This is a genomic window from Paenibacillus sp. FSL R7-0189 (genome assembly GCF_037969925.1).
In the GTDB taxonomy this organism is placed as follows: domain Bacteria; phylum Bacillota; class Bacilli; order Paenibacillales; family Paenibacillaceae; genus Paenibacillus_AQ; species Paenibacillus_AQ odorifer.
On the sequence record NZ_CP150223.1, the window covers coordinates 3,760,076 to 3,782,447 of the forward strand.

15 protein-coding genes, 1 tRNA gene and 1 pseudogene are annotated in these 22,372 nt (G+C 44.2%); 11 read left to right on the forward strand and 6 right to left on the reverse strand.

Annotation, left to right across the window (positions count from 1 at the left end; translation table 11 throughout):
- Positions 1 to 2: 2 nt before the first annotated feature.
- From MKY63_RS16305 to MKY63_RS16325, 5 genes and pseudogenes are all read right to left on the reverse strand, one after another.
- Positions 3 to 2,612: a helix-turn-helix domain-containing protein gene (locus MKY63_RS16305; protein WP_339809328.1), complete on the reverse strand. Its 2,610-nt coding sequence runs from the start codon at positions 2,610 to 2,612 to the stop codon at positions 3 to 5.
- Positions 2,612 to 3,955, reverse strand: a complete 1,344-nt coding sequence (locus tag MKY63_RS16310; protein WP_339809330.1) for a hypothetical protein — start codon at positions 3,953 to 3,955, stop codon at positions 2,612 to 2,614. The genes MKY63_RS16305 and MKY63_RS16310 overlap by 1 nt, the downstream gene beginning before the upstream one ends.
- A 208-nt stretch (positions 3,956 to 4,163) precedes the next feature.
- Positions 4,164 to 4,748, reverse strand: a pseudogene (locus tag MKY63_RS16315) (ABC transporter ATP-binding protein); the annotation flags it as partial.
- A gap of 536 nt (positions 4,749 to 5,284) precedes the next feature.
- Positions 5,285 to 5,977 carry a hypothetical protein gene (locus MKY63_RS16320; RefSeq protein WP_339809332.1) on the reverse strand — a complete coding sequence of 231 codons (693 nt, stop codon included), beginning with the start codon at positions 5,975 to 5,977 and terminating at the stop codon, positions 5,285 to 5,287.
- A gap of 60 nt (positions 5,978 to 6,037) precedes the next feature.
- Positions 6,038 to 6,235 carry a hypothetical protein gene (locus MKY63_RS16325; protein WP_038573067.1) on the reverse strand — a complete coding sequence of 66 codons (198 nt, stop codon included), beginning with the start codon at positions 6,233 to 6,235 and terminating at the stop codon, positions 6,038 to 6,040.
- Between the two features lie 634 nt (positions 6,236 to 6,869).
- Here MKY63_RS16325 and MKY63_RS16330 point away from each other — a divergent pair.
- From MKY63_RS16330 to pstA, 4 genes are all read left to right on the forward strand, one after another.
- Positions 6,870 to 8,306 (forward strand): stalk domain-containing protein, encoded by a 1,437-nt coding sequence (locus MKY63_RS16330; RefSeq protein WP_339809334.1) that lies wholly within the window; start codon positions 6,870 to 6,872, stop codon positions 8,304 to 8,306.
- 54 nt (positions 8,307 to 8,360) lie between these two features.
- Entirely contained in the window at positions 8,361 to 9,221 is an 861-nt protein-coding gene (locus MKY63_RS16335) for a phosphate ABC transporter substrate-binding protein (protein WP_038573065.1), read from the forward strand.
- 82 nt (positions 9,222 to 9,303) lie between these two features.
- Positions 9,304 to 10,251, forward strand: coding sequence for a phosphate ABC transporter permease subunit PstC (pstC, locus tag MKY63_RS16340; protein WP_036685038.1), 948 nt, complete (start codon positions 9,304 to 9,306; stop codon positions 10,249 to 10,251).
- Positions 10,248 to 11,129 (forward strand): phosphate ABC transporter permease PstA, encoded by an 882-nt coding sequence (pstA, locus tag MKY63_RS16345; protein ID WP_036685040.1) that lies wholly within the window; start codon positions 10,248 to 10,250, stop codon positions 11,127 to 11,129. The genes pstC and pstA overlap by 4 nt, the downstream gene beginning before the upstream one ends.
- A 950-nt stretch (positions 11,130 to 12,079) precedes the next feature.
- Here the strand turns inward: pstA and MKY63_RS16350 are convergent.
- Positions 12,080 to 12,153 (reverse strand) — tRNA-Arg (locus MKY63_RS16350).
- Positions 12,154 to 12,432: 279 nt separating this feature from the next.
- On the opposite strand from MKY63_RS16350, the gene MKY63_RS16355 reads away from it, so the two are divergent.
- The 7 genes from MKY63_RS16355 (at position 12,433) to lonB (ending at position 22,205) form a co-directional block, all read left to right on the forward strand.
- Positions 12,433 to 13,278 (forward strand): hypothetical protein, encoded by an 846-nt coding sequence (locus MKY63_RS16355; RefSeq protein WP_038573064.1) that lies wholly within the window; start codon positions 12,433 to 12,435, stop codon positions 13,276 to 13,278.
- Between the two features lie 98 nt (positions 13,279 to 13,376).
- Positions 13,377 to 14,711 (forward strand): trigger factor, encoded by a 1,335-nt coding sequence (gene tig, locus MKY63_RS16360; protein ID WP_036685045.1) that lies wholly within the window; start codon positions 13,377 to 13,379, stop codon positions 14,709 to 14,711.
- Between the two features lie 386 nt (positions 14,712 to 15,097).
- Positions 15,098 to 15,688 carry an ATP-dependent Clp endopeptidase proteolytic subunit ClpP gene (clpP, locus tag MKY63_RS16365; RefSeq protein WP_036685049.1) on the forward strand — a complete coding sequence of 197 codons (591 nt, stop codon included), beginning with the start codon at positions 15,098 to 15,100 and terminating at the stop codon, positions 15,686 to 15,688.
- Between the two features lie 12 nt (positions 15,689 to 15,700).
- Positions 15,701 to 16,957, forward strand: a complete 1,257-nt coding sequence (gene clpX / locus MKY63_RS16370; protein WP_036685052.1) for an ATP-dependent protease ATP-binding subunit ClpX — start codon at positions 15,701 to 15,703, stop codon at positions 16,955 to 16,957.
- Positions 16,958 to 17,069: 112 nt separating this feature from the next.
- On the forward strand, positions 17,070 to 18,197 hold the full coding sequence (gene ispG, locus MKY63_RS16375; RefSeq protein ID WP_036685055.1) for a flavodoxin-dependent (E)-4-hydroxy-3-methylbut-2-enyl-diphosphate synthase: 1,128 nt from the start codon (positions 17,070 to 17,072) through the stop codon (positions 18,195 to 18,197).
- 134 nt (positions 18,198 to 18,331) lie between these two features.
- Positions 18,332 to 19,012 (forward strand): BlaI/MecI/CopY family transcriptional regulator, encoded by a 681-nt coding sequence (locus MKY63_RS16380; RefSeq protein ID WP_339809339.1) that lies wholly within the window; start codon positions 18,332 to 18,334, stop codon positions 19,010 to 19,012.
- A 1,483-nt stretch (positions 19,013 to 20,495) separates the two neighbouring features.
- Positions 20,496 to 22,205, forward strand: a complete 1,710-nt coding sequence (gene lonB, locus MKY63_RS16385; protein ID WP_036685060.1) for an ATP-dependent protease LonB — start codon at positions 20,496 to 20,498, stop codon at positions 22,203 to 22,205.
- Positions 22,206 to 22,372: the final 167 nt, after the last annotated feature.

Below are 22,372 nucleotides of genomic sequence, written 5' to 3' on the forward strand. Positions count from 1 at the left end.
CACTACACCTTCTTTGGTATTTCGAGATATTGTTTCACTTCATGCCACGCATTCGATATTGTTTCTAAGGGAATATATGCATTGACCTTCTCGCTCCCAAATGCATTTACGGCTTCTCCAATAATAATATATAGACGATACAAAAACATGGAGTCCCTCAATCGTAAAGCTTCAGACATGTTATTTCTTATGTTCTCTGTTAGTCGTAAAAATTCAGAATGTGCTTCCTTGAGTAACTGGTATTGAGGGATGAACTCAGGGCAACCAATACAAGAGGATTTTTCGGGAAAACGACAATCAGGAAACGCGAAACATTGACCAAGACCGTCACGGCTTGGTTTTTCGCATTTATAGATTTTTACGACCTCTTCTATTAATTCATCTCTGGACATTTTCATGAGTCGGCGTACCACGAATTCTTTGTTCTTTTTATTTTGAAGTATGCCTTCCGCCCATGTTTCTAGTTCACGCAAAGAAAATTCATCTCTTAATTCTTCGATTGACTCGGTTCTTCTTTCCATGCTTTGCTGAATGGATAAACTACTTTCAACGTGCGAGATCATTGTGTTATATAACCACCCAAAATGACCACGTCTGAATAAATTGATAGATACGGTATCCATGGAACCGTCGTTATTTGAAAAGACTACATATGGGATCACGGAGTTTCCATGTTGATGTGAACGTCCTTGTGATAGAAGTTTTTCTGCTTGATTACGGGTGTCGATATCCCCGGCCTCACCTTTTTCGCTTACGTAAAAATAAACATATGTCATGGTGCTTTTACATAGTTTGTGAGAGCTGAATTTGGTTCGCTTTAATAATTCGTCTGTGGCAAAGTATTTCATATGAGTTGCTCTTCCTGAAGAACTAGTTTTTAATTTCTCGGGCGTGATTCCCTCGAAGAATGTTCCTAGTAGGAAACTTTTCTGAACTACATTGCCGCTTGGGACATCTCTGCTGTGTAATTCGCATATGACGGCAGCGGTGGCAATGGATTCTTCCAATTCGGGAATCATTAAAAAAAGCAATTCGGCACCTGTTTTTCCTACATTCGCAAAATTCAACGATAAACGTAATTGTTCTATGACAAGGCGGACTTGGTTCTGATTTAATTTCTTTGTTCTGAACCATGCGGAATCAGGGATATTCAGTATGTCTATGTCGATGCGCGGAATTTCATAAAACAGATCCGTTGCTCTCCACATATCGGTTAGTAGCAAGGTCGAGAACAGCCACATGTTAGCATACGTTCTTTTTTGAATGGCGTGTGGAATGTGCAGATCTACCTTTTTCGCATGAGTATAAAACTGGCTGTATATCGCAGGTGGATATATTTCGTCCTCATTGGATTCGCTTATTGTACTTTTTGTTCTGTTTCTTGTTATATAGACCTTGTGGGGGCTAGTACTCTGTATTCTACATGCATACTTATAGAATCGCATGAAATCTTGCTTCACGTAATAAGGGATCTGTTCATCATCTGCTAGAGCGACAAGGAAGTCTTTGCTCAGCGTATGAATCAAACTTGGCAAATGGGCAATCGCTTTGTCAAATGCATTACCCAACTCCCATTTTCTGTTCTGTAGACTCGTTTCTCGATCATTTAAATCATTCAGAATTTGAATGGTGAATTTGGAGAATAACTCCTTGTTCAAACGAAGTTCGATTGTGATAGGTTTACCTGATATCTCATCGCTAAATTGTTTGATGAAACTTGCCTTATTAAATGGTTGTTGAACTTCATTTTCTTTATTTGAATATTCGACTTGCAATTGATGGATCTCGTCCTTATCAAGGAAATATTTCTTTGTTCGCTTCACTTTTTCGAGCTTAAAGTTCTTGAGAGTGCCGAATTCAATTAGTCTATATACGGTAGGAGGGGACACGCCTAGTATAACTGCTGCCTGAGGAACTGAATAATAATTTGCTTCTCGATCTGAAACTTCTTGTAGTTGTTGTAGATGGACATACACCTTCGGTTTTCCGAGTTTCGGGATGAACGTGTCGATACCATAGTCTGCTATTAAACTTTGAATTGCGTATTTACCCAGCCCTGTGTATTTAGTGACTTTATTTAAAGTGATAAATCCTTCGGGTGGCACTATCCCGTCTATAATGGTTTTTGCGTCGTCCTTGTGTAATAAGTTTTGTTTGTTGTTCTCAGCTTTTATTACTTTAGGATGCACACTCATCGCTTTCCTAACATACTCAGAACCAATCGTGATGCCGAGAGTTTGGATGTGTTCATGTATTTGTTGATAAGTGACGAGGTCATTTTGTAGTTCGTCGAGTTTGGTGGAATCAACATAAACTCTCCAAAAACCATTAAGAAGACGAAAACATTTGCCTAATGTACCATCTTCGACTAATGAGTCTATCTTGCTCGTCGCTAAGTTGTAGACTTTAAGTGCTTCGGTAGCCAGTATATAGCCTTCGGGGACTAGTAGGTATTGTTCTACAAGCTCTTGTGCATGTGCTATTGGAATCATGTTATTGGAATTAATGATGACATGGGGGTGATTTTTCATCATGCTACATGCCGCTTTTTCCCCGACGATATAACCTTGTTCTTTGAAAAACTTGCGTAATTGACCTGACGTGAAATACATTATGTTCTCCTTTGGATAGTTTGCTTATTGATTAAGCTGGGTACATAATCTTCATGGGCTGCAGAGATGTTTTTTTCAACTCGATCTCTTGCTCTTGTCGTCTTGGCTAAGTAGGGTAGACTTGACATGAGATTTGAATCGCCTCTTATAAAAGCAACTTCTGCGATGTTGTCGGTTTGTTCGGTAATCATGTTTGTGAATGTTCCCCTTCCGATATGAGTATTCCAATCGATGATACGTAGATGATTAGCTACCAACTTTTCATCGGCATCTCCGTGCTTAAACAAGTGATCACAAAACTCTTGTTTAAGTTTATTGAAATAATAACGATAGCTGGGCTCTGATAATGCTTTTCCTTGGGAGTTTACAAATAGGGCTCCCTTGGGGCGGTAATCTGACAAATTGTTTGACTCTTTGTATAAATCCAAATGTTGTCTATACAGAGTATCTCCCCAGTCTTTGATTTGAATGATAAGTTGTCTTCTTTGTTTTTTAGCATAGCCTCCGCCAGAGTTTCCTTTCAAATCTGTTCTCATGTTCCTCGATTCAATGTTTAACAAGAAATCACCCTTGTTAACTGTTCTGGCAAATTGAGTTCGTTTTATATTGACAACTTCGGATACACGCAATCCTCCGAAAAGCTGTAGGTACAATCCTAAGACAATAGGATTTGTTTTTAAAATGGCAACCTCCAAAAGCAATGGAAGGTATTTGATAGGAAAGCAGTGTTCTAACTTTCTAACTTTTTCAGAAGGGTATATCGGATCGAAAATAGATTCATAATAATACTCGCCGTTATGATGGTTTTTACGTTTGGACTCCTGCAGTAACTCTCCATCAACCATAGGGAGCAACTTGTTATTATGCAACCATACATAGAAGTAAGTGAGTGTGCTACCGATGCTTAAAACTGTTTTCTTGTTGACGCTTATTTCCTTCTCAACAATTCCATCCTCTGTCTGTACTCCTTGCCTTTTGAAACTTAAGTCGGATAGAAAATCAGTGCCTATTTGTATGGTAAGGTCAGACAGTTTGGTAATCTTTAATCGCTTCTTGTTCTGTATTAGGTAGTTTAGAAACTGAATGATATTGTTTACGTGCTTCCGTTGTGTATTGTACTTCTTGGTTCTCCATCTGCTGCCTTCCCCTAATATAAAAGCAGATAAACCGTGGATGATATGAATGTCCTTTGAAACGTCTTTCAAACCAATTGCTGCAACTTGCTTTTCGATAATACTGCCATTGCGTCTGCGCATCCACTCTAACCACACAGGGACTAACACAAAACGGATATTATCAATCCTTAACTGAATGATATCTGCAATGTGAGGTTTACCCTCCATCCAAATCCCCTCCATAACACTGCCAATGTGTGCAAAAATGATATTTAATATTTTTTGAGATATCACAGAAATTAAATATTAACACATAGAATAGTGTTGTGCATTATAAAAACCGAACAAAACAAAAAAACCTTCTATTATAAAGGTTTCTGATTACATTATGTATTTGATGATGTGCAATATTAAGATGTGCAATTTATTTTAGATGCACATGCGTGGTCAGCACAATAGTGGTGCCTTTCTGGTTCAGCGCTTTTAGTTCTTTCCAGATGGATAGCCGCAGCACCGGGTCTATACCAACTGTAGGTTCATCAAGAATAAGCAGCGGCGGTTCATGCAGCAGCGCGATCGCCAATGATAAGCGGCGTTTCATCCCGCCGGAGTATTGGTCTACTCTTTTTCGCAAATGATCTTGTAAATTAACGATCTCCATTACGGCTGTGATGCGTTTGGAGCGTTGCTCCCCCTTTAGACCATATAGCGCTGCAAAAAACTCCAGATTCTCCTTCGCGCTAAGCTCTGTGTACAAGGCATCAGACTGGGCCATATACCCAATCTGTTGCAGCATAGTCAGCTTAGGCATCGTAACGCCAAGTATCTTCACCTCACCGGAGGTTACCTCATGGATACCTGTAAGCAGCTTCACTAATGTTGTTTTTCCTGAGCCGGATGGCCCTAGTATGCCAAAGGTTTCCGCACGTTCCACTTGAAGCGAAATATCCTCGAGCACCTGTTTCTCTCCAAACGCTTTCCCGACATGGCTCACTGAAATAACTGGAACCTCTGAACCCATTTTTATCTCCTCAATTCTGAATGTTCAGGGATACTTGCTTGAGTTGAAGATGTTGCTGATATGGTGATGGTGATGGTGATGGTGATGGTGATGGTGATGGTGATGGTGATGAAGGTGTAGAAGGTGTAGAAGGTGTAGAAGGTGTTGAGATATTCCTGAATTATACTGCTCTGTACACTCTGATTAGATAATGAGTGAGTACTCACTCATTATCTTGCGTCAAAAGTTAGGAATTGTAAACCATATATTTTATACAAATGTATCCCACAGTATTAGCTTAATCCCAATTGAGGTTTGTTAATTCAACTTGTCCTTTTACTATGTATATAGAGATGATTTGAATGAAAGGCAAAAGTGCCACTAAATAGCGTCAGTCCGCCTAAACTAGGTAATAGAAAGGCATAAATGCCCTTAAATGGCGTCGATATACCTAAACTGGCCAAAAGAGAGGCATAAATGCCACTAAAAAGCGCGGGTTACCTAAACCAGACAAAAGAAGGGCATAAATGCCACTAAATAAGCATGATCTAGATAAATCAAGCAAAAGAACGGTATAAATCCCGCACAATGAGCTCAATCCGACTGAAGTCAGTTAAAGAACGGTATAAATCCCGCACAATGAGCTCAATCCGACTGAAGTCAGTTAAAGAACGATATAAATCCCGTACAATGAGCCCAATCCCGCTGAAGTCAGTAAAAGAACGGTATAAATCCCGTACAATGAGCTCAACCCCGCTAAAGTTAGCAAAAGAGCGGTATAAATCCCGTACAGTGAGCTCAATCCAACTGAAGTCAGTTAAAGAACGGTATAAATCCCGTACAGTGAGCTCAATCTCGCTAAAGTTAGCAAAAGAACGGTATAAATCCCGTACGATGAGCTCAATCCCGCTAAAATTAGCAAAAGAACGGTATAAATCCCGTACAATGAGCCCAATCCCGCTGAAGTCAGTAAAAGAACGGTATAAATCCCGTACAATGAGCTCAACCCCGCTAAAGTTAGCAAAAGAACGGTATAAATCCCGCACAATGAGCTCAATCCCGCTAAAGTTAGCAAAAGAACGGTATAAATCCCGCACAATGAGCTCAATCCCGCTAAAGTTAGCAAAAGAACAGTATAAATCCCGTACAGTGAGCTCAATCCCGCTAAAGTTAGTAAAAGAACGGTATAAATCCCTTACAATGAGGTCTATCCCGCTAAAGTTCAAAAGAACGGTATAAATCCCGTACAATCAGCCGAATCTCCTACGATGATCCTTACGCAGAATGCGCCACAACAGACCAGTTAGTTTTTAAATTGTAAGCAGCAGCCACATAACAAGCTTCCCCCACGCGCCAAGCGACCACCGTAATACGTTCCCCACACTCCAAGCGACCTCCGCAATATACTCCATGTGCCCATCGATCTCAGCAACAAGGCTCTCCCACGCACCAAGCGACCTCCGAAATATACTCCACGTGCCCATCGACCACCGTAATACGTTCCCCACACTCCAAGCGACCTCCGTAATATACTCCACGTGCCCATCGACCTCAGCAACAAGCTTCCCCTACACTCCAAGCGACCTCCGAAATATACTCCACGTGCCCATCGACCTCAGCAACAAGCTTCCCCTACACTCCAAGCGACCTCCGGAATATACTCCACGTGCCCATCGACCTCAGCAACAAGCTTCCCCCACGCACCCAAGCGACCTCCGCAATATACTCCATGTGCCCATCGATCTCAGCAACAAGGCTCTCCCACGCACCCAAGCGACCTCCGAAATATACTCCACGTGGCCCAGCGACCTCCTCAATAAGCTTCCCCCCACACTCCAAGCGACCTCCGCAATATACTCCACCCACCCACCTCAGCAACAAGTTCCCTCCACGCGCCTGCAATATCAAATTAGTCCCTACGTCACCCCAAGATCCCAAACAATTCTCCAACTAAATAAGGCAGCTGCACCGAGCACCTTTTTACGAAAAGAGGCTGTTTTTGCTGCTTAGTTCATTTGGTTACCTGGTTTTTTTAAAAAAAGAATACTAGTTAATATTTCCATTACATTCCTCTGCAACAGAATTGACAATTGTAGACGAAAATGACATTAGCAGTTACCTATACGAAAAGGGTGAATCTAATTGAAAAACAGTAAATGGATTAGCGCAACGTTGGCTTCAGCACTTCTTGCAACAGTAGGCGTTGGAAGTGTATCTGCAGCTAGCACCGGCAGTAATGTAAAATTTGTAGCTACCAATCAAGTCGCTGCTGCAACAGCAGTTAAAGAAGGTACAACTACTTGGAATGTAAACGGAACGCCGATTGTGTTTAACACCATTAACAACAGTGGTTACAAGCTTTACTCGCTGACTCAGGTAGCTGGAGAAATTGGGGCTAAGGTAGTACTGGGAACAAGCGGGTTTGAACTTAACGACAGCAAAGGACTACATAATGTGCAACTCAAAACAGGCTCAAAGAGCTATCAAGTAGATGGTAATTCCGAATCGTTCACAGTGGCTCCAGTGTTTTATAACGGTAAAACCTATGTAGAGCTTACTAAGTTAGTTACTGCATTAGGTGGAGAGCTGGACGCTGATGTTAGCACGATTTTGAGCTTTGCACGTCCTGAAGGTTTGTTTGATACTTTGCACTGGACGGCAGCTGGCAACCTGATTGCGAACAAAAGTGATGCTGAAACTACTCAGCTTATCAAATTCAGTACAGAACCAGGTAACTATGAAGTGTTTTCGTCAAATGACAGTGCAGTGGACTTTGCAGTATCGCCGGATCAGCAGTGGGGAGCTTTTAATGATGAGAAAGGTTTGCTGAATCTGATTAACTTGTCTAGCGGAGCTGTTAAAACACTAGGCACCGACAATAGTGTGAAGACAGATCTGGTTTGGTCCAAAGATGGGAAAAGCATTTATTTCATCCAAGGAGACAAGCAAGAAAAAATCGCTAAAATCTCAGTAGAGACTGGTGATGTTAAATCCGTATTGGCTGACAAGGTTGAGAATAAATCCGAACTGCGTATTTCTGCTGACGAAAAAAGCGCCGTTTATATCGTTAATTTGACGGGTGTTGCTAAAAATGATGCAGACAGCACAGAAGATTCTCTTACGGTTGACTTTAGCTCGGCAGGAGAGCAGCTTTACAAGCTTGATTTGGCTACAAAAGATGCTAAACCAGCTGCACTAACAACTACAGCAGATAACAAGCTTTACCCAGAGATTTTGGCTGATGGAAATGTGGCATACCTGAGCGCAGATGCAGACGGCAATGCGAAGAATACCCTGAAGCTTGTAAAAGCGGACGCAACCAGCACTAATATTGCACTTGATATCGAAGTGAATTGGTCCACTGGCGTTAGCAATGATTTGGTAGTGGCAGGTACTACGGCAGACGGAAGCACAGTGATCTATTCTATCGATGGTAGTGGTGCAAAGACCGAACTGTTCCGTACGGCTGAAGATGTATCTGAAGTATCTGTATCTAAAGACGGAAGCAAGCTTGCGATTGTGAGCGGCGACAGCGTATGGGTTATCCAAGGCGGTAAAGGGCTGCAACTGACTAAATAATTATTATTTCAAACATATTTTAACGGCCTAGAGCCGAGAGGAGAAAATAGTACAATGAAAATCTTCAAGAAATTAACAGTAACGGCTTTAACAGCCGTAATCGCGGTAACCGCATCTTTTGCAGGGATTGCAGCAGCAGCAGATTCACTTAGTGGCAAAATCACCGTTAACGGTTCGACCGCACTTCTTCCATTGACGTTGCAAGCGGCAAAAGAATTCCAAAAGCTGCATCCTAAAGTGAAAATCGCAGCATCTGGTAAAGGCTCTGTAACTGGACCACAAGCTGTAAAAAAAGGCATCGCTGATATCGGCGCTTGCGACTGGGATGCTAGCATCGACGTACCAGGTTTCAAAGCATTTGACGGACAGGTAGCGAACAAAGTGGCTGTCATTCCTTTTGCCACGATCGTGAACAAAAATGTGGGTGTAGATAACCTTACAACAGAACAGCTTAAAGGTATTTTCGCTGGTAAAATCACCAACTGGAAAGAAGTAGGCGGCGCAGATGCAGATATCGTTGTCATCACTCGCTCATTCGGTTCTGGTACCCGCGTTAACTATCAGGCTAAAGCTTTGGACGGCGGAGATATCGTTAAAAAAGCTAAGAACTACAAAGAAACAGGTTCATCCGGCGACATGAAAACAGCAGTAGGAACAACTCCTAACTCCATCGGTTATATCGACCTTGTTTATGTAAGTGGCGACGTAAAAGCAGTGAAACACAACGGTATCGCAGCTACTACAGACAACGTAATCAACGGTTCTTATAAGATTTGGGCTTATGGTTACTACATGACTAAAGGCCAGCCTACTGGCGCAACTAAAGAATTTATCGAATACGTACAAAGTAAAAAGTTCCAACAAGGTTCTCTGAAAAAGCTTAAATTCATTCCGATCGCAGCAATGAAGGGTTAATAACATCTGAAGATCATATTGAATGGTAACAGCGGCCAGCCCCGATTTTGATACGGGGTTGGCCGCTTACAGGAGGGAAAGTATGGGGGCACCAGTCCACAACCTGGCAACTAAGGTTAAGGAGGGCGTTACAGAAGTTAGCGCCAACTCCAAACGTCACAGTAGACATATGTTTAGCAACCGATTATTCCGCTTTTATTTCTTATTCAGCATTCTTGCACTTTGTTTCGTGCTTGGACTTGTAATCCTATTTATCGGCAAAACGGCGCTGCTTCTGTTTGGTCATCTCTCGCCTGCGGACTTTTTCTTTTCTTTTAACTGGACGCCTGAAGAGGACTCCTTTGGGGCTGCTGCCTTCATTGTAAATACACTTTCACTGACGGCTTTGACCCTGCTGATCGCAGTTCCTATTTCGGTAGGCATGGCCGTGCTCTGTGCGGAGATTGCTCCGAAGTGGATGAAGACCTTCATTCGCCCGGTGCTCGATCTGCTCGTTGGTATTCCTTCTATAGTATATGGTTATTTAGGCTTAACGGTATTACTTCCTTTCCTGCGTAGAGTTAGTGGGGAGAGCTTGGGTGATGGTTTGCTGGCTGCGGCCCTCGTACTCGCATTAATGGTCCTGCCAACAATTTGCCGAATCAGTGATGATGCTATTGTCGCTGTTCCACGCAAATATCGGGATGCTGCGTACGCTCTTGGATCTACCCGTCTGCAAGTCATTATGCGTGTTGTTTTGCCTGCGGCTAGCAGAGGGATTATCTCCGCGGTCATCCTCGGGATGACTCGTGCTGTGGGGGAGACAATGGCTGTAGTTATGGTTATCGGAAACACACCACAGTTGGCGAAAACCTTATTTACACCTGCTTCGGTCTTGACTAGTAACATCGTTATGCAAATCTCGAATGTAGAGTTTGAGTCAACCTGGAATTATGCCCTACATATGATGGCCTTTCTTCTGCTAGTGATTTCCTTTGTACTGATTCTGATCATCCGCGTGCTGGGTAGAAAAAGGAGGGATGCAGCGTGAACGGATTCGCAAGTACAAAGCATACAGCGCGTGCTCAGAGACGCAATAAGCTCGCGACTATTGGGTTTTATACGCTTGGGGCTTTAGTCATGCTGCTAATTTTCTGGCTGCTCTTCACGATTCTTAGTAAAGGCCTGCCAGCGCTGCGACCTGATTTCCTGATCAAACAGCCTGAAGAGATAGACGTAGGTGGCGGGATTGGTCCTGTACTTTTCAACTCTTTTTATATTTTGTTCATCTCGCTGCTTATTTCCGTCCCTATCGGTTTAGGTGCAGGAATTTATATGGCGGAGTACGCTCCGGATAATGCTTTTACAGGCGGACTGCGTATATGTGTAGAGGCGCTCTCTTCGGTTCCCTCGATTGTATTCGGTATGCTTGGTCTTGCGATATTTGCTGAATATTTTGGGATCGGCCTGACGATTCTTGGCGGTGGGGTAAGCTTGGCGCTTTTGAATCTGCCTATGCTTGCACGTGTGACGGAGGAAGCGGTCCGTGCTGTTCCTGGGGAGATGCGTGAAGCTGGATATGCACTGGGCATGACTAAATTCCACGTGATCCGCACAGTTGTCCTACCCGTTGCAATGTCTGCCATTGTTACTGGGATTTGTCTCGTTGCTGGACGCGCCTTCGGGGAGTCTGCGGTTATTATCCTTACCGCTGGTCTCAGTACCTCGGGCGAAATGTGGGACTTTAATCTGTTCTCGCCGGGAGAAACCCTGGCCGTACACCTTTGGTATGTACAATCTGAGGCAATTGTAGAAGATGCGCGGCAAATCGCTGACAAATCAGCGGCAGTACTAGTATTTGTAGTTTTGTTTATTAACTTTGCTTTCCGTTTTCCGCTCTGGCTTGGAAATCGCCGCAAAGGGCGCTGATTCGCTTATAAAGGAAGAACATGCATAAAAAACTGTCTCTCGGCGGAAGAAAACGCCGTGAACAGTTTTTTTATTCTCGATTAAATAAGCAGGATAGTCTCATCCTTCGATAATATTGCTAATGCGCGTGTCTTTTGAGTAATTAGATTGGCCACGCTTATAGAGAGCTAATCCCATATTTAAAAATCAGAAATGGGAATGTGAAGAGTAATAGTCGATGAGTGGTGGGTGGTGAGTAGAGAGTAATGAGTAATGAGTAATGAGTGGTTGGTGAGTAATAAGTGATGAGTAGTGGTGATAAGAGTGGTTTTTAATTGCACTTTATGCACTTATTTTTGATGGTGATAGGTTTGTTTGGGTTTAATTGTACTTTGTGCAGTTAAAAATGGTGAAAAGACCATTCTAGGCGTAAATCTGAGAATATAAGTGTATGAAATGCAACTAAAGCGAGTTTTGGAGGTAAAAGGGTACTTTTAGTTGCAGAAAATGCAATTAGATAGCATGTAGCGGCGTTTCTCCGGAAAAGCAACCCTAATGTTCTAATGCTGCGGGTATGATGTGGTACTGACTCATAGAAACTGATCATCGATTGCTAAGCTTCACAGAACCCTGAGCCCCAACGAGATCTAAGTGTGACCAAGTCCGAGCGAGCATCAAAAGTTAAGCTCCATCGACTCATAGCCCGACGAGGCCCAGGTTTTCACCAAATTCTAAGTTTCGAATGCTAAGCTTTATCGGACCCTGAGCTCCGACGAGGCTAAGTTTTCATCAGGTTCTGAGCTTCGAATCCAAGCTCCATGAATCCCTGAAACTCGGGTAATCCAGAGCCGCGAATCTTAAGCTCAGTCGTTCAGTCGTCTATTCGTCCCAGTAGTGACTCCCTGAGCTCCGCCCAACCCTTCCCCTGAAAATAGAAACAGCCTTCCCGAAGGAAGGCTGTTTCTATATGACGTCCCGGAAGGGATTCGAACCCCCGACCGTGCGCTTAGAAGGCGCATGCTCTATCCAGCTGAGCTACCGGGACATGGTTGCTGGCAGAAAAGCAAGCAGGAATTATCATATCATATGGGATGATCTTTTTCAAGCTGTTTTTTAAAAAGAGTACGGGGTATGCTATAATCTACAATTATTAAGTTTCGGAAGAAGCTTAAGGTATTAATAACTTTTATAATGGTTAGGATTCCATTCACATAAGTAGACATAAGGAGGTGCCCTCATTAAACATTCGGATTCCCCCGCCACCAAAGAGAATATCGTCCTGTTCCCCAAGACACTGGACTATTATCAAATCCAGCTGACGGTGATGCTGGAAAGTGAACGCTACGGGGAAGCGATGGAGCTGCTTCGTTTTTTGCTGCAGTGTCAAGGACAGGAAGAGCGAAATTACGAGGAATGGCGGTCCCTGCTGGAATGGCTCGAAACGGCATTTCCTTACGCGTCCCAGAATGGAGATGCGGAGGGAGCTGTTCACCCCGAAGACGAAGATTTAAGGGAAGAGGATATGGCCCGCTTTTTGGCCAAATCCAAAATGAACGAGGATGCGGGGTATCCCAAAAAGCTGCTGCAGCGGGTGATGAATGAACCTCTGTCTGAGGCGACAATACTTGCACTAGAGCAGCTATCCTATCTGGAAGGTGGCGGCGTTGACGAGGAGCTGACCACTTGGTTGCAGGGGGATAATGTTCATCCACTGCTGCAATTTCGGACCTTGCAGACGCTTAAGCGGCGTGGGATGCAGGGAACAGTGAAGCTGATTCGCGGACATGAAACGGTACTCGTAGAGATCGAGAGCGTGCCACTGCAGACGGAGGATTTTCCTCCGGAGGTGAGTCATGTGCTGGAGCGGGTAGCCGAGCAGGCTGAGGTGCATGAGCCTACGCTGTATTATTTTGCACAAGAGCTCTGGGGTCAGTTCATCATGTCGATTTATGGGTCGGACGAATATCGGAAATTGCTGGAAGGCGAAGACGTTTTGCTGGATATTTGGGCAGGAGCTTTGCACCAATTTGTTTCTGAAAGTTTAAACGGCTCCCGACAAGAGGAAGAGACACGTGGAATGTATGGCATCACAGACGGCATGCGCTTTCAATTTGAGGGAGCTTATCGTGCTCTCAAGGGTTTTGTAAAGACTTCTCTACTTGATAAATAAAGTAATGTTGTATATAATATAATGGTTATTCTGTGCGTGGATTGTATCATTATTTGAAGTAAACTTGTGAACCTATATTTTGGAGGGAAAAGTATAATATGAAAGCAACATGGGAAAAAATAGAGAAGAACCTTGGAGTTCTTGAAGTAGAAGTAGACGCAGAACGCGTAACAGCAGCACTTGATAAAGCTTTTAACAAAGTCGTTAAAAAAGCTAACGTACCAGGCTTCCGTAAAGGTAAAGTACCTCGGCCGATCTTTGAATCCCGTTTTGGTGTAGAAAGCTTGTACCAAGATGCAATCGACATTCTTCTTCCTGAAGCTTACGGTGAAGCAGTTGAACAAACTGACATCTTCCCTGTAGACCGTCCTGAAGTTGATATTGAGCAATTCGCTAAAGGCCAATCCTTTATCTTCAAAGCGAAGATCACGGTTAAACCTGAAGTGAAGCTCGGCGATTACAAAGGTTTGGAAGTTCCAGTACAAAAAGCTGAAGTGACTGAAGAAGAGTTGAGTGCTGAACTTGCTCGTCTGCAAGAACGTCATGCTGAGCTTGTAGTAGTTGAAGAAGAAGCAGCAGCTAACGGCGACATCGCTGTAATCGATTTTGACGGATATGTTGATGATGTACCGTTTGAAGGCGGAAAAGCTGAACGTCACTCTCTTGAGCTTGGCAGCAACTCCTTCATTCCAGGATTCGAAGAGCAAGTGGTAGGAATGGCTACTGGAGATTTCAAAGATGTTGAAGTTACTTTCCCTGATGAATACCATGCAGAGAACCTTGCGGGTAAAAAAGCAGTATTCAAAGTGAAGCTGCACGAAATCAAACGCAAACAACTTCCTGCACTCGATGATGAGTTCGCTAAAGATGTAAGTGAATTCGAAACTTTGGATGAGTACAAAGCAGATCTGAAAGCTCAGCTCGAATCCCGTAAAGAGGAAGAACTGAAAGGCCTTCGTGAGAATGCAGTTGTTGATAAAGCAGCAGCTAACGCTGAAGTTGAAATCCCTGAAGCTATGATCAACAGTGAAGTTGAGAACATGGTTCGTGACTTCGACACTCGTCTTCGTCAACAAGGCATGAACATGGATATGTTCCTTAGCTTCTCCGGCCAAACTCGTGAAGACTTGCAGAACCAAATGAAAGGCGATGCTGAAAAACGCGTTCGCAACAACCTGGTATTGGAAGTTATCGCAAAACAAGAGAACATTGAAGTTTCCGAAGAAGAAGTTAACGAAGAGTTGGCTACTATGGCTGAAGCTTACAAACGTACTCCAGAAGAAATCCGCAGCATCTTGGCAGCTAACGGTTCACTGGGCAGCTTGAGCGAAGAGCTTTCGTTGCGTAAAACCATTGATTTCCTTGTTAGCAATAGTGTAGAAGTTGAAGCAGTAGAAGAAGCACCAGCTGCTGAAGACACTAAAGCTGAGTAGGATATTTTAAAATTATAAGAAGGTATAAGTTTCACTTTATACTTTATTCTTATAATTCTCGCATAAACGCTTACCGTCCTCAAAAGGACGCCGAAGGCGTTTTAGCTTGACACTACCTAGAACGGCCAAGTTACACGGCCTCCATACAGATATGATAAGGCACGTAAGTTTCGTTACGTGCCTTATTTTTATCCTCGGCCGCAAATATATGTGACTACATAGGTATCCGTATGAACGTATGGCAATAAGGTAATAGGGGTAGTAACGTCACAAATCACAAGCAGCAGACAGTCGACTGTAGTGAAAAAATGACATCGCGCCTTGAACGTGTTAAAATATTTCTGAAACGATAAGACTAATCTGTACAGAGAAAAGAGGTTGGTGGCATGAGTCTGGTACCAATGGTTGTGGAATCAACAAGTCGTGGAGAACGTTCATACGATATCTATTCCAGATTGCTCAAGGATCGCATCATTTTCTTAAGCAGTGCGATTGACGATGATGTCGCCAATCTGGTTATTGCTCAATTGCTGTTTTTGGCAGCAGATGATCCCGAGAAGGACATTCACTTGTACCTCAACTCACCCGGTGGTTCAGTAACAGCCGGCATGGGTATATACGATACGATGCAATATATCAAACCGGATGTTTCAACCATTTGTGTAGGGATGGCAGCAAGCATGGGATCGCTCCTTCTAACAGCTGGGGCTCCGGGCAAAAGATATGCGCTGACCAACAGCGAAGTTATGATTCATCAACCGCTCGGCGGTGTTCAGGGTCAAGCGTCTGATATTTGGATTCACACTGACTGGATCCTTAAGACGAAACAGAAGCTGAATCAAATCTATGTAGATCGCACAGGTCAGCCCCTTGAAAAAATCGAACGGGACACAGACCGCGATAACTTCATGAGCGCGGAAGAAGCCAAGGAATATGGGCTTATTGACCAAGTTCTTTCTTCACCGATGAAATCTTAAAGGGGTGGTTAGATGTTTAAATTTAATGATGAAAAAGGGCAATTGAAATGTTCTTTTTGCGGTAAATCACAAGAGCAGGTTCGTAAGCTTGTAGCAGGACCGGGCGTTTATATATGTGACGAATGTATCGAGCTTTGCACGGAAATTGTGGAAGAAGAGCTCGGTCATGAGGAAGAGCTTGATCTGAAGGATATTCCAAAACCAAAAGAAATTCGCGATATTTTGGATCAATATGTAATCGGTCAAGAGCAAGCGAAGAAATCTCTTTCGGTAGCGGTGTATAACCACTACAAGCGTGTGAACAGCCAAAGCAAGATCGAAGATGTTGAACTGACGAAGAGTAATATCCTTTTGCTCGGTCCAACAGGTTCTGGTAAAACCCTGTTAGCACAAACGATGGCGAAGATTATCAACGTTCCTTTTGCTATTGCAGACGCTACTTCCCTGACGGAAGCTGGTTATGTCGGCGAGGATGTTGAGAACATTCTGCTCAAACTCATTCAAGCTGCAGATTACGATGTGGAGAAAGCCGAACGCGGCATTATCTATATTGATGAAATTGATAAAGTAGCCCGTAAATCCGAGAATCCGTCCATAACTCGTGACGTTTCCGGCGAAGGTGTACAGCAGGCGCTTCTGAAGATTCTGGAAGGAACTGTTGCTTCTGTGCCTCCACAGGGCGGACGTAAGCACCCTCACCAGGAGTTTATTCAGATCGACACGACGAACATCCTGTTCATCGTTGGCGGTGCCTTTGACGGTCTGGAGCAAATGATTAAACGCCGTATCGGTAAAAAAATCATTGGCTTCAACGCAGCAGTTGAAGGACAAAAGGATCTTAAGCCTGGCGAATATTTGTCGATGGTATTGCCTGAAGATTTGCTCAAATTCGGTCTTATTCCTGAATTTGTAGGCCGTCTGCCAGTCATCTCGACTTTGGAGCCGCTTGATGAGAATACGCTTGTACGTATCCTTTCCGAGCCTAAGAATGCACTCACTAAACAATATATCAAGCTGCTGGAAATGGACAACGTAGCGTTGAAATTCGAACCATTGGCACTCGAAGCAATTGCCAAGGAAGCGATCAAACGTAATACGGGAGCCCGTGGACTGCGCGCGATTATTGAGAGCATCATGCTCGATGTAATGTATGAAGTTCCTTCACGCGATGATATTAAAGATTGTGTGATCACGGAACAGGTCGTTCAGGAAAAAGCTTTGCCTGAGCTCAACCTTAAGAAAGACAAGAAGAAAGAGGAAAGCGCGTAAGCCGCTTTTCCTTAACAATACATGTCACAGTCTCCACCTTTCTTCCGCTTATCCCGCTTCACATTAGCGGGAGCGAAGGGGTGGAGCTTTGGCGTTATGGGGGAGAAAAATCATGTTCTTGAGACACCAAACCCGTCCTGTCAATGTTGGCGGGCTCATTATTGGGGGAAACAACGAGGTTGCGATTCAAAGCATGTGTACAACCAAAACCGCTGATGTGGAGGCTACTGTAGCTGAAATATTGCGGCTTGAGGAAGCAGGCTGCCAGCTGGTACGCGTAACTGTCAACAATGAAGAGGCGGCTGCCGCAATCAAGGAGATCAAGAAACAGATTCATATCCCACTCGTAGCGGATATTCATTTCAACTATAAGCTAGCGTTGATGGCTATTGAGAACGGCATCGATAAGGTACGGATTAATCCGGGGAACATTGGTCGTCGCGAAAAGGTAGAAGCGGTAGTTAAAGCATGTAAAGAAAAAGGAATTCCGATTCGGATTGGTGTAAACGCCGGTTCTTTGGAGAATCACCTTTTGGAGAAATACGGATACCCAACCCCAGAAGCCATGGTAGAAAGTGCATTATACCATATTGGTATTCTGGAGGAACTGGATTTCCACGACATTATCGTCTCTCTAAAAGCATCAGATGTGCCAATGGCCATCGAAGCTTATCGTCAGGCTGCGGAAGTCATTCCTTATCCGCTACACTTGGGGATTACAGAATCCGGCACATTGTTTGCGGGTACAGTGAAAAGCTCCGCTGGTATCGGTGCACTGCTCTCTATGGGCATCGGCAGCACCCTGCGTATCTCGCTTAGTGCCGATCCGGTTGAAGAGGTTAAGGTGGCGCGTGAGCTGCTGAAGACGTTTGGTCTGATCTCTAACGCGGCGACGCTGATCTCTTGTCCGACTTGCGGACGACTGGATATCGATCTTTTCTCCATCGCTAATGAGGTGGAAGAATACATTTCGAAGCTTAAGGTGCCTATTAAAGTTTCTGTCCTTGGCTGTGCTGTTAATGGTCCTGGTGAGGCACGTGAAGCAGATATCGGTATTGCTGGCGCTCGTGGGGAAGGTTTGCTTTTCCGTTACGGACAAATGATCCGTAAAGTGCCTGAAGCTGAACTCGTGAACGAGTTGAAAAAGGAAATTGATGCGATCGTGGTGGCTTACGAGGCAACGGGCGAAATCCCAGGCCGCGCCCACGCTAACCTTGCACCTCCGGTGCAGTCGAAGTAACTTGGTCTTTTACGAATATATAATTCGTTAATAATACGTGGCGAAGAACGCCCTGTGCAGCTCCGGTAAATCTGGGGTCCATGGGGCGTTTTTTTTTGCGTTTATTTCCATTTTGGAGGAAGGGATGAGTAAACATGAACTATGATCAAGCCCATGAAAAATTTATTGCGCAGCATCTTGCAAGCAGAACGGGCGAACGGCGGGGGAGGCTAGAGAGAGGTCATGGCCACGCAGAAAAATTATTTTTGCAGAACGTCTGGTGGCCGCTTTGTGGTGACTTCAATGATCTTCATCCGGAGTATGAGGTGCTGGATTTACAGAGACGAGCTTATTTTGCTGATTTTGCTGATTTTGCTTTTTTGCCGGGGCCGATCAAGCTCTTGTTCGAGATTAAAGGGTATGCAGCTCATGTAAGAGACATGGATAGGCTGAAGTATTGTAATGAGCTAAATCGTGAAACTTTTCTGTACGGAATGGGTTATCAAGTAATTTCATTTGCTTACGATGATGTTGAACAGCGCCCTGAGTTATGTGTTACACTGCTGCGTTTGGCGTTAAGCCGCTACCAAATTTTAGATGCGCCACGTGACAGGCTGCTAATCGCTGAGAAGGAAATCATGCGTTTAGTGGTACGAAACGCTGGGATAATACGTCCTAAAGAGGTAGCTGATTATTTCACGCTAGATCCTAAAACAGTACGCATGATGCTAAAGAGTCTCTGTGAAAAAGGCTGGCTAACCCCCATAAAAAGGGGAATCGGCGTCAAAAATGTTGAGTATAAGCTGGCTCGTGATGTTCTCTATTACTGGGATTGATAATTGTAAAGGTTGATGGTTGATGGTTGATGGTTGATGGTTGATGGTTGATGGTTGATGGTTGATGGTTGATGGTTGATGGTTGATGGAGCCTATATGATGGAAGTTGTTAATATAGAAGTAAATGATGCAAAGGTTTAGCCAATGTAATTGATATAACTGGTGTAACTTATGGAGTTGTTGGTGCCATTGTAGCTGATGTAACTGGTGTAGCTGATGTAACTGGTGTAGATGACGTAGCTAATGTTGAAACGGATAAAGTAGTAAAATTGGCTGATGGAGCAGGTGTAGCTGAAGTGGTTTGATGGGGCTGATCATATAGGCGTAACAATTTTGGCCATGACTTTTGCTGAAGGTGGGGATTTGAAAAGAAGGTATGTGAGGGAGCTTGATGTGAAGTCGGTTATGAATTGAAACGCAACAATTAGGGAAATTCTCCCTGAAATAAGCCGATTATGGCTCAAAATCGAGCTTTTTAGGGAAAAACTCCCTAATAAAAGGAGCATTTCCCTCATTATGTGTGATTTTACCGATAATCAGGGAGGATTTCCCTAATTAGCAGTTGAAAGGTCGTGAATTACTGATAAATAGGGAGTATTTCCCTAATTATTTGGCTGGGTACCAATGATACTTAGATTTTGTACTAAATAGGTTGTTTCTACGAACATAGAAGATACAAACTCATACGTTCAGCAAACTAAGTTAACTCTGCGTCTTAGAGGTAGTCCCCCGAACTTAACTAACTCAGCCTCTAGAAGTAGCTCACCGTCCCCAACTGACTTAGCCTCTAAAAGTAACTCACCGTGCCCAGCTGACTTAGCCTCTAGAAGTAACTCACCGTGCCCAGCTGACTTAGCCTCTAGAAGTAACTCACCGTGCCCAGCTGACTTAGTCTCTAGAAGTAGCTCACCATTCCCAGCTGACTCAACCTCTAGAAGTAGCTCACCGTCCCAGTTGACTCAGTTTCTAGAGTAACTCAGCTTCTAAAAGTACCTCGACGAACTCAACTAACTAACATCTACAGGAAACTCCCAACTTCCTCACCCTTAGCTGTAAAGTCGCAGAATTAGGTTCCTCACCCTACATAGCATCGATCACGATCCTCAGTTACTAAGTTCAACGGCTCGACATATCACCACAGTTCCTCAAATTCCCTTTCCACTAATCTCTCCCGTATTTCTCCGCGATTTTCCGCATTTCTCCGCATTCCTCTTCATCCCTCCTTTGCTTCCGCACTCCTCCGCATTCCTTCTTCTCCAATCTCCTTTCTAACCACCTCAACAATCTCCTTTTTAAAATTTACATAAGCTACATTTGCACTCCCCACACTCATTATTGCCCTTATAGTTAATTATCAGAGTCTATCCTACTGCAACAATTCAACAAATCCTCAAATTCGCGTTTACTAATTACCGAAACGGCTATACTACCTAATAGTAGCCAAGGGTGGAAAGGTAGACTGAACGAAACAGGAGGATGACCTATGGAATTAAGTATAGTTGTGATGATCGTGCAGCTCTTTTTCGCGCTGGTTATCGGCGTATACTTTTGGAATCTGCTGCGGGGTCAGAAGACAAATAAGACAGCGGTGGAACGAGAGTCGCGCAAGGAACTGGACAAGTTACGGAAAATGCGGATGATTACATTAACTAAACCATTGTCGGAGAAAACACGTCCGGCTTCTATTGGAGATATTGTCGGGCAAAAGGATGGGCTGCGCGCCCTGAAAGCTGCACTTTGTAGCGCTAATCCGCAGCATGTGATTATTTATGGTCCGCCGGGAGTCGGCAAGACTGCGGCAGCGCGTGTTGTCATGGAAGAGGCGAAAAAGAATGTGCTTTCTCCTTTTAAAAGTGACGCTAAATTCACAGAGATTGATGCCACAACCGCTCGTTTTGATGAGCGTGGTATTGCTGACCCGTTGATCGGATCCGTGCATGATCCTATTTATCAGGGTGCAGGAGCCATGGGGGTGGCGGGCGTGCCGCAGCCGAAACCGGGAGCGGTGACTAAGGCGCATGGCGGGATTCTTTTTCTGGATGAGATAGGAGAACTTCACCCCATTCAGATGAATAAGCTGCTTAAAGTGCTTGAGGACCGGAAGGTACTGCTAGAGAGCGCTTATTATAATTCGGAGGATAATAATACTCCGGCTTATATTCATGATATTTTTCAAAATGGATTGCCTGCTGATTTCCGGCTAGTTGGCGCTACTACGCGTTCTCCGGATGAGATTTCACCTGCATTGCGTTCGCGCTGCATGGAGATTTATTTCCGCCCGCTGCTGCCGGATGAGATTGCCGTCATCGCGCGTGACGCGATACAGAAAATCGGGCTTAAACCAAGTCCGGAAGCTGTCACTGTGGTGCAGCAATATGCAACCAACGGCCGGGAAGCAGTTAATATGATTCAACTGGCTGCCGGATTAGCTTTAACTGAACAGAGAGATACACTAAATGCTGCTGATGTGGAATGGGTGGCGGGCAGCAGCCAGCTTCCGCTGCGTACGGAACGCAAGATTCCTTCGGCACCGCAGATTGGATTAGTCAATGGTCTTGCCGTGTATGGACCGGGGATGGGTACTCTGCTCGAAATCGAAGTCTCCGCAGCGCCTGCTTTGAACGGTCAAGGCAGACTGAACGTGACAGGTGTGGTGGATGAAGAAGAGATCGGTGGAGGCTCCCGCACGATTCGGAGAAAAAGTATGGCAAAGGGTTCGGTTGAGAATGTATTGACCGTACTGCGTACGATGAATCTGGAGCCCGATCGTTATGATCTACATGTGAATTTTCCAGGTGGAACACCGATTGACGGGCCTTCGGCAGGGGTGGCGATGGCAGTAGCAATCGTATCTGCTATTCGTGGACTTCCCGTGGATAACACTGTAGCGATCACAGGTGAGATAGGCATCCATGGACGAGTCAAGCCAGTGGGTGGTGTAATTGCCAAAGTGGAAGCTGCTTTTCAAGCTGGAGCCACTACAGTGCTTATTCCAAAAGAAAACTGGCAGTCTCTCTTCGCTGACCTTGCGCCATTACGCGTTATTCCAATGGAAACAGTAGAAGAGGTGTTCCGTCACCTGTTCGGTGCTGATACAGCAGATGTAAGGCTGCCTGCAGTTGCTGGAGAGCTGTTCTCTGCAGCACCTTCACTCCTAAAGGCCGATGCCGCTGGTGAATCTGCAAAGGGTTAAACTAAATTGACCCTATTTCGAAGAATAAGGTGAGATTTGTCGCTGTAAAATAAAGGAGGCTGCAGGCAATTCTGCTGCTTCCTTTTTAAATGCTACAAGAAACGTTGTCTCTATTTAAGGAAAAGCAAGTCGGTTCTTCTTGAAATCTAAGGACTCTGTTGGTGTTT